The organism is Petrotoga sp. 9PWA.NaAc.5.4, from assembly GCF_002895485.1.
GTDB lineage: Bacteria > Thermotogota > Thermotogae > Petrotogales > Petrotogaceae > AZRK01.
Genome location: NZ_AZRK01000022.1, coordinates 20,531 through 39,160, shown reverse-complemented (window position 1 = coordinate 39,160; position 18,630 = coordinate 20,531). Strand labels below are relative to the sequence as shown.

Sequence of the window (18,630 nt, the reverse complement as noted above, 5' to 3'; positions counted from 1 at the left end):
TTTTATCAATTTTGTTTTATATTATATTTTCTTTCTATTTTCTTTATTTCATCTCTGTATCTTGCAGCATCTTCATATCTTAACTCTGAAGCTGCTTCATACATTTTTTCTTCTAATAAAGCTATATAATCTTCAGGAGATGTATTTTCTTTAACTGCGAACATTAAATCTTCTTCTTTGATTTCAGAATCTTTAAATGGAGCAAAGATATCTTGCGGTAATTTTTTTATTATACTCTTTGGAATAATATTATTTTCTTCATTGTATTTTATTTGTATATCTCTTCTTCTATTAGTTTCATATATAGCAGCTTTCATTGCTTCGGTTATTCTATCTGCATATAATAATACTTTACCATTAATGTTTCTTGCTGCTCTTCCTATTGTTTGAATGAGCGTAGTCTCAGATCTTAAAAATCCTTCCCTATCAGCATCCATAATAGCAACGAGAGAAACTTCAGGTAGATCAAGTCCTTCTCTCAACAAATTTACTCCTACGACAACTTCTATTTCACCATTTCTTAACTTTTTAACTACCTCGGCTCTTTCTATAGTATCAAGTTCTGAATGGAGATATAATGATTTTATTCCCATAAGATTTAAATGATCAGATAAAATTTCTGCGTCTTTTTTCGTTAAAACTATAACTAACGCTCTCTCTCCACGAGCTACCACTTCTTTAACTTCCGACACAAAATCATCAACCTGTCCCTCGGTTTTTTTAACTTCCACTTTAGGATCGATTAAACCTGTTGGCCTTATTATCTGTTCAACAATTTGATCAGATACTTCCATTTCAAAAGGACCTGGTGTAGCAGACACAAAAATTAGTTGATGAACTTTTTCTAAAAATTCTTCAAATCTTAAAGGCCTATTATCCAAAGCTGAAGGTAATCTAAACCCATAATCAACCAAATTTTTCTTTCGAGCATAATCTCCTCTGTACATTGCTTTTAATTGAGGAACAGCTATATGAGATTCATCTATAAAAGTTATAAAATCGTCATCAAAATAATCTAAAAGCGTCCAAGGGGCATCACCCGGTTCTCTGCCATCAAAGTATCTTGAATAATTTTCTATTCCTTTACAATAACCTAAAGTTTCAAGAAATTCTATATCTTGTCGAGTCCTTTGTTCAATTCTCTGTGCTTCTAACAGTTTACCTTCTCTTTTGAAATAATCTATTTGTTTTTCAAGATCTCTTTCTATTTCTTTTATCGCATTTAAAATCTTTTCGTCACTCGTTACAAACTCTTTCGCAGGATAAATAGTAATTTTATCATACTCTTCAATTGTAACTCTATTGAAAACATCCAAAGATTCTATTTTCTCTACTTCATCATCAAAAAAGCTAACTCTTATTCCAAAATCTTCGTAAGGAGGAAAGATTTCTAAAGTATCCCCTTTCCATCTAAACGTACCTCCCAGAAAGTCTTTCTCTTGCCTTGTATATTGCATTTTTGCTAACTTTTCTAAAATAATTCTTCTCGAATAACTTTCTCCTACTCTTAAATATAGGTTTATATTTGAAAAATCTTCTGGATTACCAGAAGCATAAATGGCAGATACACTCGATACGACAATAACATCTCTCCTTGTTAAAACAGATTTAAGAGTTGAAAGTCTCATTTTAACCAATATATCGTTTATATCCGCATTTTTTTCAATATAAATATCTCTTGATGGTATGTATGCTTCTGGCTGATAATAATCATAATAACTAATAAAAAACTCTACTTTATTTTCTGGAAAAAATTCTTTGAACTCATTATATAGTTGTACAGCTAATATTTTATTTGGTGAAAGCACCAAGGTTGGTCTATCAACTTTTGCAATAATATTTGCCATAGTATAAGTTTTACCTGAACCTGTTACACCAAGCAACGTTTGAAATCTATATTCTTTATCAATTCCTTCACTTAACTCCCTTATAGCTTTTGGTTGATCACCTGTTGGCTCATAAGTTGAATAAAGTTTAAACAATTCTTTGCACCTCCTTACAGCAAGCTTCAATTGCTTTCATTACAAGTCTGTTATAAATTATTTAGAATCTAAATAAAATACCCGCTCCTACTCGAAAATTATTTCCCAGATCAAATTCATAACTCGATTCAAAAGGCATCAAAATATTATATCCTGCCTCAAAATTTATTCCAAAATTATCAGTAAAATAATGACTATAATCAATAATAGGAGCTATTTTAAAATAAACTAGATTACTATTATTTGAATTAAAAATACTTTTTAAACCTACCAAAGCTCCCATTAATAAAGTAGAATTAGCGTCATCAAAATAATGTAAATACGCAATTTTAAAGTTAATATCCATGATAAAAATATTCTTCATAAAAAATGTTTCAAAAGAGTTTCCTACATAAAAATTATTATAAGTATCGACACCCATTTCAAAGCCTACACCATTTTTTGTAAGGTTTTCATTTACATAATAAACACTTATTATGGATCTGATTGGAGATAATTCTGAATTCTCTACAATATAAATATCTTTTCCTGAATAATCAAATTCTTTATGTTTTTCTAAAATTTTCAATTTACTACCATTATCCCAGACTTCTTCTACAATAAGTTTACCATCAAATAAATCATAATAGACTCCATCTATTTCTTTACTGTCAACAAATTCGAACATCATTCCTTTGTAAACACCAATGTTTTTCCCCGCGTCTATGTAAGCATACTCACCTTCTATTCTCGTTATATTCGCTTTTATTTTAAACAGTGAATTTAATTGACTTAAAATTAAAGAAGAGATGTTTTCAATTGCATTTCTTCTTGCAATAAAAATGGCTTCCACAAAATTTTGATAAGGTTTAATATATGAAGTACCCTTAGTTGAAAAAATTTTAGAGGAAATGCTTTCTCCCGAAGATATCTGAATAACATTTGATTTAACAAGAAGTTTATATTCCCACCATCTTGATTCAACTGTCCAATTCATATTGGGAAAAGATTCCAAAATCTCTATATGAACTAAAAAATCGACATCTTTTTTTATATTTGATTGATTGTATTCTCCAATAAATTCTCTAATACTATCAAAAAAAATATCATCTTTTGTTAATACTTTATATTTCCCTTGCTTTTCTATTTTAACTTCTAAGGATCGCTCTAACGATGAAGAAATTTCGGAATCGCCTTCCACGAATAATAAAAAGCTTCTTCTTAAATCAGAAGATTGAAGTAACTGAGAAAAAGTTAAGGAAAATATTGAAAAAAGAAATAACAAAATTAAACAACTTTTTTTCATTCCTCTCGCCTCATTAATTTTATTTTTTTAATTATAACATGTTTAAATTTAGATTCATTTAAAGATATGAAAATACTCCTAAACAGTTAATAACCATCGTCATTTCGTTTTTATAGTTGCATATACAACAAATTGAAACAAAAATTCGTTGTATATGCAACATTCTTTTTTTTATAATTTATTATAATATTAAGATAAGTACTATCCCAAGCTTATTATGAAAGTAATATGTAAAGACAATCAGTTTGGAGTCTCCAATTATGATTGTTTACGTATTTTATAAAGGGTTTAAATCTAAAGCATATACAAAAACAAATTTTAGAATTTATAAAGACAGTAAACATTTTTAGAACTTTAAAAATGAAGCGTTTCTAAAAATAGAATTTGAATTTAAAGTGGGTTTAGGGCGGAGCCTTTCTCTTCCTTGGCTAAGAGTACCAAAGAAGCTAAAAAATAGTTAATTTGTCAAAATTAGAATTGCATAAGCATTTTATAAATAAAGATTTTAGAAAATAAGCTTTTGAATTTAAAGTGGGTTTAGGGCGGAGCCCTCCTCCCACTTCCTTGGCTACAAGTATCAAAGAAGCTAAAAAATTAAGAATTAGTGAGGATTAAAATTGAGGAGGTAAATTTCAAATATGGCAAATAAATCAGAGGAATATGCAACAATTTTAAGAAAAATATCTTGTTTGTTTAGAAGTACCGGATCATTTATGAAGAAAGAACTTGAAAGCTACAATATTGGCAAAGGTCAATTCCTTTTTTTTATGTATTTGTTAAAGAATGGCGATGGAATAAGCCAAGAAAACTTAAGTGAAGAGCTTAACATAGACAAAGGTACTACCGCCAGAGCCTTAAATGTTTTGATAAATAACAATTATGTAATAAAAAAAGTTGATACAAAAGATCATAGAATCAACAGAATTTATCTGACGGATAAGGCACGTAAAATAGAAAAAGAAATAGAAAAATTGAATATAAAATGGGAAGAAATTATGACATATGGTATTTCTGAAGAAGAATTGAAAGTTTTTGAAAATGTTTTAGACAAAATGTTAAATAATCTGCATAATGTAAAACTTAAAGAGGAGGTTAAATAAATGGAAGAAAATGCACGACAATTAGAACAGGAAAAAATAGGTAAACTTTTAATGAAGCTTTCTCTTCCTGCTATTATTGCTATGTTTGTCCAAGCTTTATACAATTTTGTTGATACAATCTACATTGCTAGAGGTGTAGGAACACTTGGGATAGCTGGCGTTTCCGTTGCTTTTCCTATTCAAATGATAATTATGGCTTTTGGAGGAATGATAGGAATAGGGGGAGGAACATTAATATCCAGAAGCTTAGGTGCAAAAAATAAAGAAAGAGCTGAAAAAACTTTAGGAAATATTTTTTCATCTGTTTTTATTCTTAGTTTGGTAATTACCGTAATAGGAACGATATTTCTCGACCCTATTCTTGAATTATTTGGAGCCACTCCAGATATTTTATCTTACGCCGAAGACTACATGAGTATAATCTTATATGGAAGCGTATTTTTTACAATTGCTATGTCAAGTCACAATGTTATGAGATCTGAAGGAAAAGCCAAGGAAGCAATGATTTCTATGCTTATACCTGCTATTTTAAATATTATACTTGATCCAATATTTATTTTCGCCTTGAATATGGAAGTTAAAGGAGCGGCAATTGCTACAGTAATTTCACAATTCATAGGTGTTTTATATATAGCTTATTATTTTATCAGCGGCAAAAGTTCTTTGAAATTCCATATTAAGAATTTTAAATTTGATAAAAAAATTATCTCTGAAACATTGGCGGTAGGTTCCTCGGCTTTTGCAAGACAAGTAGCAGGAAGCATTTTAGCTATTGTTTTAAATAATTTACTTGGTATATACGGTGGTTCTTTGCATATAGCAATATTTGGAGTAATAAATAGACTTTTAACCTTTTTCTTTATGCCGATGTTTGGAATTGCTCAAGGGTTTTTACCTATTGCCGGTTATAATTATGGGGCTCAAAAATATGAACGTGTAAAAGAAGTTTTAAAAAAGGCTTTAACAGTTTCATCAATTTGGTCTGTAATAAGTTTTTTACTTATACAACTTTTCCCTAATTTTCTTATTTCTATCTTTTCAAACGATCCAAATTTAATTAGAGAAGGTACTTTAGCTTTAAGAATAAATGGTATGTTTATATGGATAGTTGGTTTTCAAGTTGTGGGATCCGCTTTGTTTCAAGCAATTGGTAAAGCTCTTCCGGCCTTAATTTTATCAATGTCGAGGCAAATTTTAATATTCATTCCTTTGGTTTTTATTTTGTCTAATTTTTTTGGGCTAATGGGAATATGGTACACTTTTCCAATATCCGATGTCTTAGCTGCTTTGTTAACTCTATTTTTTGTAGTTAGGGAATATAGAATACTTAACATTCAAGAAAAAAAAGAAAAAAGAAAAATTACTTTAAATGAAGAAGAATGTGAAATTTAATAACAAATAAAAACAAAAAAATAGAGAGGCTCAATTGAGTCTCTCTATTTTTATCGTCTTTACTCACTTTAAAAATTATAAAAATTAATTTTTATTTATACTCTTGATTTTAAGCTCTCTCTAAGTATTCACCTGTACGAGTATCCAATTTTATTTTTTGACCTTGTTCTACAAAAAAAGGAACCATCGTTCTTAATCCGGTTTCAAGAATAGCTGGTTTGCCACCTCCTGAAACAGTGTTGCCTTTAAAATTCGGCTCAGTTTCCACTACAGTTAGTTCTACTACTGTTGGAAGCTCTATAGAAATAGGATTCCCTTCAAAAAAGACCAATGACACCTCTAAATTCTCTTTTAAAAAATATTTTGCGTCCTCAACTTCTTCTTCTGGAAGGGCAAATTGTTCAAAATCATCCAAAACCATAAAATAATAATCATTTCCTTCCTTATATAAATATTGAGCTTTTCGATAAGTTAAAGTTGCTTCTTGTACCTTTTCACCTGAAGAAAAGCTTACTTCTTTGATGAGACCCGTTTTAACATTCTTTAGTTTTGTTCTTATTAAACCGCTCTTACCTCTTCCCATAAAATGTTTGTTAGCTTCTACCACTCTATAAACTTCATCTTGATATACTATATAATCGCCTTTCCTTAAATCACCAACATCAAGCATTCAATATCCTCCTTATAATACTACATCAGATTTTATACTCACTAAAGATTCAACTCTGTACCCACTTTAAATTCAAAAGCTTATTTTTCAAAAGTATTCATTTCTAAACTCCCTAATGTTACATCAAATTTTATATATCTTTATTTTATAATATTCTTTATTGAAAATATTTAATCACTAATTCATCTATCTTACCATTTTTCTGTAACTCTAATATTCCTTCATTTAGAGTATTTAAAAGATCTTTTCTATCCTTCTTAACTGCAATTCCATAATTCTCATTGGTGATAATTATTCCTACAATTTCTACGGGATCTGTTTTGGTAAATCTTTCTGCTACAGGATTATCTAAAACTATAGCATCTATATTTTTATTTATTAAATCTCTAACTGCAAAATTAAATGTATCATATCTCACAATATTGTTTTTTGATAAAAAACCTTTATCAACAAGATTTTCCGTAACCCATAAATCTCCAGTTGTTCCTGTCTGAACACCTATTTTGTTTTTTCCAAACAAAACAGTTATATTAAACCCAGAATCTTTTCTCACTAAAACACTTTGATTTGCACTAAAGTATGGCACTGTAAAATCTACCATTCGCGCTCTTTCTTCAGTTATGGTCATTCCAGCAACAACTATATCGATATTTCCAGATATCAAAGCAGGTATTAAAGAATCGAAACTCATATCTCTAATTTCTACATCAAATCCTTTTATTTTTCCTATTTCTTTGATTAATTCAATATCAAATCCTAAAAATTCACCTTTCTCAACATATTCAAAAGGAGGAAAAGAAGCTTCTGTTCCAACCACATAAGTTATCGAAAATGCAGAAACAACTAAAAAGAGACTTAATAACGTTACTAATAAAAATTTTTTTGCCATTTTTACCCCTCCCATCTCTAAATTTCAGAAAGTATAGTTTTTACACTTAAACAATTTATACAATTCAATTATATCATATGTTTAATAAATATGTTATAATTATTCTTAGCATGTTTAGACACTTGATAAAAATGATTATTTATTATTTTTATGTTATTCAAATTTCATGTTTTTCAAAATATTTTTCATATACTATATATAACCTTCAGAAATGAGAATTTTCTAAAAATTAAGTTTTTGAATTTATAATGGGTTCAGGGCGGAGCCCCACTCTCCTTCACTACACGTAGCGAAAAAGTTTAAAAAGTAGACGATTAGTAAGGATTAGATATAACCTTTAGAAATGAGAATTTTCTAAAAATTAAGCTTTTGAATTTATAATGGGTTCAGGGCGAAGCCCCACTCTCTTTCATTACACGTAGTGAAAAAGTTTAAAAAGTAGACGATTAGTAAGGATTAGATATAACCTTTAGAAATGAGAATTTTCTAAAAATTAAGTTTTTGAATTTATAATGGGTTCAGGGCGGAGCCCCACTCTCTTTCATTACACGTAGCGAAAAAGTTTAAAAAGTAGACGATTAGTAAGGATTAGATATAACCTTTAGAAATGAGAATTTTCTAAAAATTAAGTTTTTGAATTTATAATGGGTTCAGGGCGGAGCCCCACTCTCTTTCATTACACGCAGTGAAAAAGTTTAAAAGGTAGACGATTAGTAAGAATTAGAAATGAAGAGGTATTTTGTAAAAAAAGTTAATTTTAAAATATATATATAGGATTTTGTAATTTCTAAAGTGGGTATAAATATTGAGTATAAATATATATTATGTGAGGAGGAACAAGATGGCTAAAAAAATAAAAAGTTTAGGTGGAAGATCTCTTGCAAAGAAACCTTCTAACAAAGGAGATATGAATAAACTATTAATCGAAGCTCAAAAAGCCCAAGCACAAATGGAAGAAGAACTAAATAAACTTGATGAAGAACTTTCCCAAATGGAATTGGAAGCGTCGGCTGGTGGAGGAGTTTTGAAGGTTATTGCTACTGGAAACATGAAGATCAAAGATATTATATTATCTGAAGAGATTCAAGAAGAAGACTTTGATACAATTAAAGATTTAATAATTGCGGCTACAAATGAAGTCATTCAAAAGGTTCAAGATATGAAAGAAAGCAAAACAAACGAAATTTCGCAAAAGTATTTGGGACAAATTCCTGATTTTGGTTATTAAACTTATAAATTTTAACTTTTTATTTTCAAAAAATTATCATCGAACAGGTATAATAAAGTTAGAGAAAAAAATAACATTAAACTTAGCAGGAGGTGTATTAGATAATGGCAGTAAAAGTAGGAATAAATGGATTTGGTAGAATAGGTAGAATAGTATTTAGACAGATGGTGGAAAATTCAAACTTCGAAATAGTAGCAATAAATGATATTACTGATACAAAAACATTAGGCGCACTTTTAAAATATGATTCTGTACATGGAAAATTCAAGGGGACTGTTGAAACAACTGAAAAAAGTCTTATTGTAAATGGAAAAGAAATAAAAGTTTTTGCAGAAAAGGATCCTGGAAACCTTCCTTGGAAAGACTTAGGTGTAGAATTAGTTATAGAATCTACAGGGGTTTTCATAAGTAAAGAAAAAGTTACACCGCATTTAAATGCAGGTACCAAAAAGGTAATCATTACTGCTCCCGCAAAAGGTGAAGTAGACGCAACGATAGTAATGGGAGTAAATGATAATACTATAACTCCTGAAATGACAGTTATTTCAAATGCTTCATGTACAACTAATTCAATTGCACCAGTTATTAAAGTTCTTAACGAAAATCTAAAAATTAAAAAAGGTTTGTTAACTACCGTTCACTCTTACACAAACGATCAAAGAGTTTTAGATTTACCTCATAAAGATTTAAGAAGAGCTAGAGCTGCTGCATTAAACATTATTCCAACCACAACGGGTGCAGCAAAAGCCGTGGGGTTAGTCATTCCTGAACTAAAAGGTAAACTCGACGGTATAGCTTTGAGAGTACCTACTCCAGATGGTTCAATAAGTGATTTAACTGTAGAAGTAGAAAAATCAACTACAATTGAAGAAGTCAACCAAATGATAAAGAAAGCTACAGAAAATGAATTGAAAGGTATTTTAGGATACAATGAAGACCCAATAGTTTCTTCTGATATTGTCGGCTCAACTTTTGCAGGTATTTTTGACGCAACCTTAACAAATGTTATAGATGGAAATTTAGTCAAGGTATGTGCATGGTATGATAACGAAAATGGATATTCAGCAATGGTTGTAAAATTAGCCGAAAAATTAGCAAAAATGTTATAAATAATAATTAAAATTTGGTGAGTTAGAAAGAGGGGATTTTATCCCCTTCTTTATTTGAAGTTATAAAACTTTCTTAGAAAGAAAAATTTTTCTAAAAAATATCTATATTTTCTAAAGTGTTTTTTGAAATTAATAATATAAATAAAATTATTAAACAGGGGGTGCAAAAGTAAATGGATAAACTAACAATAAAAGATATTGATTTAGAAAACAAAACAGTTATAATGAGAGTAGATTTTAATGTACCAATTAAAAATGGTGAAATAACAGATGACACTCGCATTAAAGCAGCTTTGCCAACAATTAATTATGCTTTAGAAAAAGGAGCAAAGGTTATACTCTTATCTCATTTAGGAAGGCCTGATGGAGAAAAAGATCCTCAATTTTCTCTTAAACCCGTATCAGAACGATTAAAAAACCTCTTGAAAAATGTCAATGTCTTCTTTGTCGATGAAACGCGTGGAGAGAAAGTAGAAAAAGCGGTTTCTGAATTGAAAAAAGGTGAGATACTTGTATTAGAAAACACAAGATTTGAAAAAGGAGAAACTAAAAACGACCAAGAACTTGCTAAATATTGGGCTAATTTAGCTGATATTCATGTAAACGATGCTTTTGGTACTGCTCATCGTGCTCACGCATCGAATGTTGGGATTGCAAATTATATACCAAGTGTTGCAGGATTTCTTATGGAAAAAGAAATTCGCTTTTTGTCAACAGCTGCTTTGAATCCTGAAAAGCCTTATGTAGTTGTGCTTGGAGGAGCAAAAGTTTCTGATAAAATTGGGGTTATTAATAATTTACTTAATAAAGCGGATAAGATATTAATTGGTGGAGCTATGATGTTTACTTTCTTAAAAGCTTTAGGTAAAAACGTTGGGTCATCAAAAGTAGAAGAGGATAAATTAGATGTAGCTAAAGATATTCTAGAAAAAGCTAAAGAAAAAAATGTTGAATTAGTTTTACCGATAGATACAATTGCTGCACAAAAAATAGAAGCTAATGCAGAAAAGAAACTTATAAAGATTGATGATGGAATACCTGCAGGATGGATGGGTTTAGATATAGGTCCAGAAACTGTACAATTATTTACTCAAAAATTATCAAATGCAAAAACCATTTTTTGGAATGGACCTATGGGAGTCTTTGAGATAGAAGATTTTGCAGAAGGAACAAAAAAGATTGCTTTAGCAATCGCAGAAGCAACTAAAAAAGGTGCAGTTACTATAGTTGGAGGAGGAGACTCAGCAGCTGCTGCTGAAAAATTTGGGCTGGCTGATCAATTTTCACATGTTTCAACAGGCGGAGGTGCATCTTTAGAGTTCCTTGAAGGAAAAGAACTACCGGGAATTTCATCATTAAGTGTAAAAAAAAATTGAATGAGAGAAAATATATTTTAGCTGGAAACTGGAAAATGAATAAAACTAATATTCAAGCAGCTGAATTTGTCTCTAAAATTATTGGAAGTATGGGTCAAGAAAATAAATTTGAAATAATTGTATGCCCACCATTTACAGCTATTGAAAAAGTTATAGATATAGTAAGAAGTTCAACTATAAAAGTTGGTGCTCAAAATGTTTTTTACGAAGATAAAGGTGCTTTTACAGGAGAAATATCTGCAGAAATGTTAAAAAGTTTGGGAGTTAATTACGTAATAATAGGTCACTCTGAAAGAAGACATATTTTTGGAGAATGTGACGAAACAATCAATAAAAAAATTAAAAAAGTATTGAGTTTTGATATGACACCTATTTTATGTGTGGGAGAAAAATTAGAAGAAAGAGAAAAAGACCTTACTTTCAACGTAATTGAAAGGCAAATAAAAGAAGCATTGTATGGTTTGACTGAAGAAGAAGTTAAAAAAATTGTTATTGCTTATGAACCTGTCTGGGCAATAGGTACTGGCAAAGTTGCTACTCCTAATCAAGCTCAAGAAGTACATAAGTTTATAAGAGATTTGTTAAAAGAAATTTATAGCAACCAATTATCTGAATGTGTAACAATCCTATATGGAGGCAGTATAAAAGCAAACAATTATCTTGGATTATTTACAAAACCGGATATAGATGGCGGCTTAGTTGGAGGAGCTTCTCTCACCGAAGAATTCATAGAACTTGCTAAAATCATGTCTGAAGTTCTCCTTTAATCTTTTAACCAAAAAACCACCTATCGGTGGTTTTTTGTTTTGGTCCTTGTTAAACAACTTAAATGTTGTTAAATTATATTTTTTAGATATTTTATGTTAAAATATAATAAGATCTTAAGAAGAAAATAAGGAAAGGTGGGAGCTTTTTTGTATACTTATAAGCCTCTTAAAGAAGTTCCAACTACAACTGTAATAGAATTTGTAAATGAAGTTTTTAAAGATTACTTAGTTCCAGTTAACTGGACTTTAGAAAGTTTTGAAAAAGATATAAGAGAATATTCTATATCTCTGGAGGATTCTTTTGTTGTATTTTTAAATGAGAAAGCGGTTGGTTTCAGTATAATTTCTACAAGAAATAAAATTGGAAGAATTGACTCAATTGGTGTAAAAGAAGAATTTAGAGGAAGCGGTCTTGCCTCTGAAATCATGTTTAAAACAATTGAAAATTTGAAGTGGAAGGGAATAGAAACTCTTATTCTTGAAGTTGTTGATCTTGATAAAAGGTCTATAAGGTTCTATGAAAAACATGGATTTAGAGAAAAAAGGAAACTGATTTCATATTTTAAGAAAAAAGATACTCAAAAAAATTCCCATATATCCTTCTATTATGAAAAAACTACGAGTGATATCATATATGATATGGCAATTGAAGCTAAGTTCAAGTTAAAAAGGAGTCCGAATTGGCAAAGAGACCCTTTAACTTTAAAATTAAGTGGCGAAAGATATAATTACGAAACTATCAGTTCACAAAAAATAGGCAAGGTAGGATACTTAGTATGGGGAAGTAATAAAGATAATTGTTTTATTGTAGATGTTGCTCCTACAAATGAAAACATAGAATTCGATGTTTTAATACAAGACGTAACTTTCAAGCTTTTCAGCGAAAATAAAGAAATTATAATTATTTCTGTTCCTGAAGATGACCCTTTAAATGAAGCTTTGATTAGAAATGAATATAATAAATTTATACAACAAATAGAAATGGAAAGAAAAATACATTAAATACAATCTGAAAAATTTCAGGGAATATCTGTTAACTCAAAGACATTTTCTATTTGAATTTTTTTGTTAACTATCACAAAATAAAAAGATTTGCAAGATTTTTTTTCATTTTCATTAATTGTTAGTTCATAACTCTCGTTTTTGTTAATATAAATTTCAAAGATTAGATCTTCATTATTTTTTTTAAAATTATATTTTATTTTGTTTTGATCAACATCTGATAAGCATAAAAAAATTAAGAATAAATATTTATTCTTTCTTTTATAACCTATTTCTTTAAAAAGTATAGACTTATTGAAGTTAAATTTATAGAATAAACTGTCAAAAATGAGTTTTTCTTTTAATTTTATCAATTATATTACCCCCATTTTTTCGTTAATCTTAATTTACAAACTCTTTGTTTAATTTATTATAACATATTATTTAAAATTCGTCAATTTTTCTTTTTTTTGTAAAAATAATCAAATCTAAGAAAAATTTTAATCTTATTTTAAGTTTAAAAAATATAAAATAGTGTTATGTTTTTAAAATCATCTTGAACAAAATATGATCTCTATAAATGAAAATTATACAAAAATAAGCGTTTTAATTTATAAGTTATCTTAGAAGGACTTTAGAAACAGAGATCTTTCCAAAAATAAGTTTTTGTATTTAAAGTGAATTCAAGGTGAAGTGCTCTCCACCACTTTTAGGTACAGGTATCGAAAAGTTAAAAAATTCATAGTCAATAAAGATTATAGTTATAGAGCTATTTTATAATTTCTAAAGACAGTAAAAGAATAAAATTTAAGGAGGTTTCATATGAAAAAAAGTATTGTTTTATTTGGTATTTTCACAATTATTTTGAGTTCATTTGTTTTTTCACAGAGTATTGCTTATTTATCCTCAAAAGAAGGCAATATATATGAATCTTATTTTCTTGAGTACAATGAATTAATGGGCGAATATTATAATGCAATATTAACTATAAGCCTGCAAAATCAGACATACGACACATATTTTAACAAACCTGCAGATCTTTTACTTATAACCGACGTTCTTATGGAGTATAAAGCTATGGAAAAATTTTTAAACGACAACTCAATAACTTTAGATGCTACAGGAATGAATCAAAGAACTCAAGAAATATTTGATTCATATATGGGAAATGAAACAACAAAGCAAATGTTTTTGCAGTTTTTTGAGAGTGAAGATATTTTTAAGGGATTTGTTAAAAGCTTAGTTTATAGAGATGAAATTTATAATAAAATAATACAATATTTCTCTGATTTTTCGAATGAAGACTTATCGAATTTTGTATCTGAAAATTTTGATGCTTTGAAATCACAATTTGAAAGCGTAAAAATAAATATAATAGTTTTGAATGATGAAAGTAATGCAAAAATCCTAAAAGAACAATTGATTAATAATGAAATTTCGTTTACTGATGCCGTTTCTAAAAATTCTATTGATGGTGGTTCATTAGGATGGGTAAAACGTGGAGATGTTTCCAATGAAGTTTTTGAAGCGTCTATTTCGGCAAATATAGGAGATATAATTGGTCCAATACGAACTTTCTCGAATTATCAAATAGTAGAAGTAGAAGAAAAAAAGGTTTATCAAACTGTTGAGGAATTATTATCAGAACCAGAAATTAATTCTCAAATTAAAAATATCTATTTAGATTATTTATTAACAAATTGGTACAATGAATACTTGTTAAATTTTGATTTTGTTGTTTCGTATAAACCCTTGATGTTTGAATATGAAGTTTATAAAGCTCGAAGTATTGAAGATTTATTAGAAATTGAAAAAAATTACAGACCAATTATTTTATCAGAAAATACCGAGACTATTCCAGAAGAATGGTATATTTCATATATTTATTTAGCAGAAAATTTATATTATGTGAAAGATAACGAAAGATTTGATTTAGAAAATTATTTAAACATAGTTGATAATTATCCGGAACTTATTGAATACAACGAAGATGAATTACAAACAGAATTGGAATATTATTTACAAATAAAATACTCTGCTGAATCAACTGATCTCAGAAATCAAGCCGCTGAAAAACAATATGCAATACAGGAATTTATTCAAATCCAATATAAGTACGGAAGAATGACTATTTCTGAAGCTACTTCAAAATACGAAGAATTAAATAAAGATATTGAAAATATGAATTTAGCTTTAGAGAAAGCCCTCAAAGATTTAATAGATTTAAATCCTAATTCTATAAATATAATCGGTAAACTTTATCAATTAAAACCAAATGATCCTAATATTGCTTTTGATTACTATAAAACACTTTATTCATCATATATAGATTATTATAATGCTACCGGAGATTTAAAGTCTATAAAAGATGGCCTTAATACACTTAGAAGCATTATGAATTCATTACCAGATCAAGAATTAGAATCAAATAGAGCAACCAAAAAGTACGAAATAATAAATCAAATAGATGAATTAATAAAAATGTAACATTATCCATAAAAATCAAAATATTCTGGTAAAGTTGAAAAATTACTTTACCAGATTTTGTTGTTTGGAGGGGTTATGGAATCTAAAAGAATTGTAAGATCTGCATTAGTAGCTACACTGTATATTGTGCTATGTTTAATATTTCAACCAATAAGCTTTGGACCAATTCAAGTAAGAATAGCGGAAGCTTTTACTGTACTTCCTTTTTTAGACGCAGCTTATATTCCAGGATTATACATAGGAGTATTACTTGCAAATATGATAGGGGGCTTGGGTGCTTGGGATATATGGTTTGGAAGCTTTTTAACTTTGATTTCCGCCTTTTTAACGTGGAAAATGCCTAATAAATTTCTAGCACCTATTCCACCTATAATAATCAATAGTTTTGGTGTATCAGCTTACGTTGCTCCTCTTTATGGCTTTCCTTATATCGCTTCTGTATTATGGATAGCAATTGGTGAAACAATTGCAACATATGCTATCGGTTTACCTATATTACTTTTATTCGAAAAAAATATTTATAAAAAGAGGTGATTTCATTGAATAGAAAACCCTTTATTGTTGATACAACTTTGAGAGATGGTCAACAATCTTTGATAGCTACAAGACTAAAACGTGAAGATTTTGAAAATAAACTTACAACCTTTGATGAAGTAGGTTTTTATGCTATGGAAGTTTGGGGAGGAGCAACTTATGATTCTTGTATAAGATATCTTGATGAGGACCCTTGGGAAAGATTAAAAATAATCAGGGAAAATCTTAAAAACACAAAAATACAAATGCTCTTGAGAGGTCAAAATTTAGTGGGATACCGTAATTACGCAGATGATGTTGTAGAATTGTTTGTAAATAAAGTTGCGGATTACAATATGGATATAATAAGAGTATTTGATGCTCTAAACGATATCAGAAATTTAGAAAAGTCTATAGAAGTTGCAAAAAAAAGAGGTATTCATGTTCAGGGGGCGATTTCATACACTGTAAGTCCTGTACATAGCGTAGATTTTTATTTGAATTATACAAAAGAACTTGTTGAAAGAGGCGTAGATTCTATTGCTATAAAAGATATGGCGGGTTTACTTAAACCAAAAGATGCTTATAACATCGTTAAAGAGATTAAGAAAAAGTTTGCTATACCTGTTAATCTACACTCTCACGCTACGACAGGATTAGCTTCCATGGCTTACTATGCATCAATTGAAGCTGGAGCGGATATTGTTGATTTAGCACTTAGTCCTTTTGCGAATGGTACTTCTGAACCAGCTGTGGAACCATTCAAACATGCATTTGATTTAGATTTAGATGGTAATAAAATAATCGAGTTAGTTGATCATCTTTGGGAGGTAAGAAAAAAATATGAAGCTTATGATGTAAAAATGCTTTCAACAGATGCTAAAATATTAAATGCACAAATTCCTGGCGGAATGCTTTCTAATCTCATTTCTCAGTTAAAAGCACAAAAAGCCGAAGATAAGCTCGATGAAGTTTTAGAAGAAGTTCCAAAAGTTAGAAAAGATTTGGGCTATCCACCTTTAGTAACTCCAACAAGTCAGATAGTTGGAGTTCAAGCTACTTTAAATGTATTAACTGGCAAGAGGTATTCCATGATTACAAACGAAGTCAAAAATTATTTGATGGGGCTATATGGAAAACCACCAGCTCCTGTTAACGAAGAATTATATAAAAAGGCTTTGGCAAATACTACACCTATAAATCACAGACCTGCCGACGATTTAGAACCAGAACTTGAAAAAGCAAGAAAAGAAATTGGTATATTGGCACGAAATGAAGAAGATCTTTTGACTTATGTTTTATTTAAAGAAGTAGGAAAAAAATTTTTAATTAATAAATACAAAAAAGAATTAAAAATTGATTTTGATTTAGCAAAATCCTTTTTAAATGAAGATACTGTGATATACCCGGTATAATAATTTTATTAAAAAACAAGATATTTTGAGATTTTTTTAGTTATTCGGGAATAATTCTATTTAATTATCATTAATTTATAATAATCGTCAATAATTAGAATATGAAATTCTTCCTTTTTTTGATATAATTTTCATAGTAAAAACGTTTCCATTGAGAATATCAAATCAAAAGGGGGTATTAAAATGAAAAAAGTGTTAATACTAGGTTTGATCTTTATGTTAGGAACAGTTTCTCTTTTTTCAGCCACTTTAACTGTATGGTCATCAGAAGCACAAGTCAATTTTATGAGAAGGATTGGTCAAGAATTTACAAGAGATACTGGAATTAACGTTGACGTTCAAATGGTTACATTCGGAGATATTAAATCAAAGTTTTTAACAGCTGCTCAAGCAGGTGAAGGACCAGACATAATAGTAGGTGCTCATGACTGGGTTGGAGAATTAGTAATAAACGGATTATTAGAACCAATACCAATGTCAGCTATAGAACTTGACAAGTTTGCAGATTCTGCTATTCAAGGATTTACATATCAAGGAAGGTTGTATGGAGTTCCGTATGCTACCGAAGCTGTCGCACTATTTTACAACAGGGATTATATAAGCGACGAGGAAGTTCCAACAAACATTAATGAGATAAAAGCTTTAGCAAAAGAATTTACAACAGATGAAACCGTAGGATTTGCTGTCACAGCAAGTGATTTTTACCATGTTTATGGATTTATTTCAGGCTTTGGAGGTTACGTATTTGGATACGATCCTAGAACTGGTTACAATGTAAATAATTTGGGATTGAATAATGAAGGTGCAATAAAAGCTGGTTATCTTTTAAAGAGCTTCTTCGATGAAGGAATAATGCCTCAAGGAATGAACTATAATATAATGGATTCTATGTTCATGGATGGATTAGCTGCAATGATAATAAACGGACCATGGGCAGTAAAAAATTACTTAGATGCAGGCATAGATTTTGGAGTTATTCCTTTAACAAAAATAGAAGTTGAACCCGGTAAGACCATGAAACCATTTGTTGGAGTTCAAGGATTAATGATCAATTCGAGATCCCAAAATAAGGCTTTTGCTATGGAATTTGTTATTAATTATTTGGCAACCGCTGAAGGAGTATATCAATTCTACATTGCTGATCCAAGATTACCATCAAGAACAGACGTAGCTCAGATAATAGCAGAACAAGGTGGACCAGTTCCAGCAGAAATAGTAGCTGCTTTCACAGAAAGTGCAGCAGGTGGAGAACCTATGCCAAATATACCAGAAATGCAATCTGTATGGCAACCAATGGCTGATGCTTTGAATAATATAATAAATGGTGTGCAAACTCCAGAAGCAGCACTAAATGATGCGGTTTCTAAAATAAGATCTGCATTGAAATAATTATGAAGAAACTCACTAAAATATCAAAAAGTTAGCTCGTTGAAAAA

The 18,630-nt window shown here is 29.5% G+C and carries 16 protein-coding genes; 11 read left to right on the top strand and 5 right to left on the bottom strand.

The features are described 5' to 3' along the window. Positions 1-5 precede the first annotated feature (5 nt). Positions 6-1,982, bottom strand: a complete 1,977-nt coding sequence (uvrB, locus tag X924_RS07215; protein WP_121958259.1) for an excinuclease ABC subunit UvrB — start codon at positions 1,980-1,982, stop codon at positions 6-8. Between the two features lie 61 nt (positions 1,983-2,043). After that, positions 2,044-3,267, bottom strand: coding sequence for a hypothetical protein (locus tag X924_RS07210; protein WP_121958258.1), 1,224 nt, complete (start codon positions 3,265-3,267; stop codon positions 2,044-2,046). Positions 3,268-3,905: 638 nt separating this feature from the next. On the opposite strand from X924_RS07210, the gene X924_RS07205 reads away from it, so the two are divergent. Together X924_RS07205 and X924_RS07200 are read left to right on the top strand one after the other, a co-directional pair. Next, on the top strand, positions 3,906-4,367 hold the full coding sequence (locus X924_RS07205) for a MarR family winged helix-turn-helix transcriptional regulator (RefSeq protein ID WP_121958257.1): 462 nt from the start codon (positions 3,906-3,908) through the stop codon (positions 4,365-4,367). Continuing rightward, on the top strand, positions 4,368-5,759 hold the full coding sequence (locus tag X924_RS07200; protein WP_121958256.1) for an MATE family efflux transporter: 1,392 nt from the start codon (positions 4,368-4,370) through the stop codon (positions 5,757-5,759). 109 nt (positions 5,760-5,868) lie between these two features. On the opposite strand, the gene efp is transcribed toward X924_RS07200, so the two are convergent. Both efp and X924_RS07190 read right to left on the bottom strand, forming a co-directional pair. Next, positions 5,869-6,429 (bottom strand): elongation factor P, encoded by a 561-nt coding sequence (efp, locus tag X924_RS07195; protein ID WP_121958255.1) that lies wholly within the window; start codon positions 6,427-6,429, stop codon positions 5,869-5,871. Positions 6,430-6,586: 157 nt separating this feature from the next. After that, complete coding sequence (locus X924_RS07190; RefSeq protein ID WP_121958254.1) at positions 6,587-7,318, bottom strand: basic amino acid ABC transporter substrate-binding protein; 732 nt, start codon at positions 7,316-7,318, stop codon at positions 6,587-6,589. Between the two features lie 841 nt (positions 7,319-8,159). Here X924_RS07190 and X924_RS07185 point away from each other — a divergent pair. The 5 genes from X924_RS07185 to X924_RS07165 all read left to right on the top strand — a co-directional run bounded on the left by X924_RS07185 (position 8,160) and on the right by X924_RS07165 (position 12,800). Continuing rightward, positions 8,160-8,546: a YbaB/EbfC family nucleoid-associated protein gene (locus tag X924_RS07185; protein ID WP_121958253.1), complete on the top strand. Its 387-nt coding sequence runs from the start codon at positions 8,160-8,162 to the stop codon at positions 8,544-8,546. A gap of 104 nt (positions 8,547-8,650) precedes the next feature. Next, the gene (gene gap, locus X924_RS07180; protein ID WP_121958252.1) at positions 8,651-9,655 is read left to right on the top strand and encodes a type I glyceraldehyde-3-phosphate dehydrogenase; all 1,005 of its coding nucleotides are present in this window, start codon (positions 8,651-8,653) and stop codon (positions 9,653-9,655) included. Positions 9,656-9,828: 173 nt separating this feature from the next. Further along, on the top strand, positions 9,829-11,031 hold the full coding sequence (pgk, locus tag X924_RS07175) for a phosphoglycerate kinase (protein ID WP_121958251.1): 1,203 nt from the start codon (positions 9,829-9,831) through the stop codon (positions 11,029-11,031). A gap of 35 nt (positions 11,032-11,066) precedes the next feature. After that, positions 11,067-11,798 (top strand): triose-phosphate isomerase, encoded by a 732-nt coding sequence (gene tpiA / locus X924_RS07170; protein ID WP_121958285.1) that lies wholly within the window; start codon positions 11,067-11,069, stop codon positions 11,796-11,798. A gap of 147 nt (positions 11,799-11,945) precedes the next feature. Next, positions 11,946-12,800, top strand: coding sequence for a GNAT family N-acetyltransferase (locus tag X924_RS07165; RefSeq protein ID WP_158245346.1), 855 nt, complete (start codon positions 11,946-11,948; stop codon positions 12,798-12,800). A 17-nt stretch (positions 12,801-12,817) separates the two neighbouring features. Here X924_RS07165 and X924_RS07160 read toward each other — a convergent pair whose 3' ends face one another. Next, complete coding sequence (locus tag X924_RS07160) at positions 12,818-13,153, bottom strand: hypothetical protein (protein WP_121958249.1); 336 nt, start codon at positions 13,151-13,153, stop codon at positions 12,818-12,820. A 448-nt stretch (positions 13,154-13,601) separates the two neighbouring features. Here X924_RS07160 and X924_RS07155 point away from each other — a divergent pair, with 448 nt between their 5' ends. From X924_RS07155 to X924_RS07140, 4 genes are all read left to right on the top strand, one after another. After that, complete coding sequence (locus tag X924_RS07155; RefSeq protein ID WP_121958248.1) at positions 13,602-15,266, top strand: peptidylprolyl isomerase; 1,665 nt, start codon at positions 13,602-13,604, stop codon at positions 15,264-15,266. Positions 15,267-15,341: 75 nt separating this feature from the next. Further along, entirely contained in the window at positions 15,342-15,800 is a 459-nt protein-coding gene (locus X924_RS07150; RefSeq protein ID WP_121958247.1) for a QueT transporter family protein, read from the top strand. Positions 15,801-15,805: 5 nt separating this feature from the next. After that, positions 15,806-17,194, top strand: a complete 1,389-nt coding sequence (locus X924_RS07145) for a pyruvate carboxylase subunit B (RefSeq protein ID WP_121958246.1) — start codon at positions 15,806-15,808, stop codon at positions 17,192-17,194. Between the two features lie 183 nt (positions 17,195-17,377). After that, positions 17,378-18,583, top strand: a complete 1,206-nt coding sequence (locus X924_RS07140; RefSeq protein WP_121958245.1) for a maltose ABC transporter substrate-binding protein — start codon at positions 17,378-17,380, stop codon at positions 18,581-18,583. The last annotated feature ends 47 nt before the right edge of the window (positions 18,584-18,630 follow it).